At 68.7% G+C, this 924-nt stretch carries 1 protein-coding gene and 1 pseudogene; both read right to left on the bottom strand.

The genetic code is table 11. The features are described 5' to 3' along the window. Positions 1-49 precede the first annotated feature (49 nt). On the bottom strand, positions 50-349 hold the full coding sequence (locus N415_RS27165) for a PE family protein (protein ID WP_068188405.1): 300 nt from the start codon (positions 347-349) through the stop codon (positions 50-52). 14 nt (positions 350-363) lie between these two features. Further along, positions 364-924, bottom strand: a pseudogene (locus tag N415_RS31075) (hypothetical protein); the annotation flags it as partial.

The raw sequence follows: 924 nt of genomic DNA on the forward strand, positions 1-924 counted from the left end.
AGTTGACCTCGGGCGGTAACGCTGCGTAATCCATTGACGTGAACATGTGCTAGGTGGCTGCGACAGCGTTGGCCGCTTCGGTGGCCGCGTAGGCGCCTGAGCTGCTCGCCAAGGTGCTCGCGAACAACTGATGGATCGGTTGAGCCTGGGCGCCGACGGCCTGATACATCGCACCGTGGGCGGCGAACTGGGTTGCCGTCAGTACCGAGACTTCATCGGCCGCGGCCGGCACCACCCCGGTGGTCGGGGCGGCCGCCGCGGCGTTCTGCGCGCTCAGCGCAACAGTTAGGCTCTGCAGGTCGGCCGCCGCCGCCGCCAACGCTTCGGGCTGTGTGGTCACGAAAGACATGCTTCCTCCAAGGGTTACGTCGCTCTCTTTGCTCGAGAATTGTTGGCAGGGCGCAGCTTCAGCAGAGGCGGTCGCCATTGGGTTTTGGAAGCAGGGGCTGTTTCGCGTCCGGATGAGCCGGTCGAGGGCACCCCGCCGAGTAGCGGCATTCCGGCGAATGGGCCGTCGGCGCCCCCCGCCGCGAGAGCGGTCGGGCCAGCGCTCTGCGCCGCCGCGGCGGCAAGGCGCATCGCTGGGGCCGCGGTGGCCCAGTCGGGCGGCGCCGACATCCGGCCGATGATGATCGCTTCACCCATTTTCGCTGCCGCGGACCCCCCCGCCCGAGCGGACACCGTCACTACCCGCGACGCTGCCGCCGTTGCCCACCCATTGACCGGCGCTGCAGACATCGCCGGGGCGGGGGCCTGCAACGCTCCCTCCTTCAGTGCCCAGTTGATCGCCGCAGGCACCCAAATGCTCGGCGCCGCAGTCGGCCAGCTCAGTACGGCCCCCGAGAACAGGTTGAAAGCGTCGTAGGCCGGCGGCAACCGAAAGTTCAGCAGGTCGTGCAGGGTGGCGGGGAGGTTGGGGGTTGT

The organism is Mycobacterium sp. UM_CSW (assembly GCF_000455205.1).
Taxonomy (GTDB): Bacteria; Actinomycetota; Actinomycetes; order Mycobacteriales; family Mycobacteriaceae; genus Mycobacterium.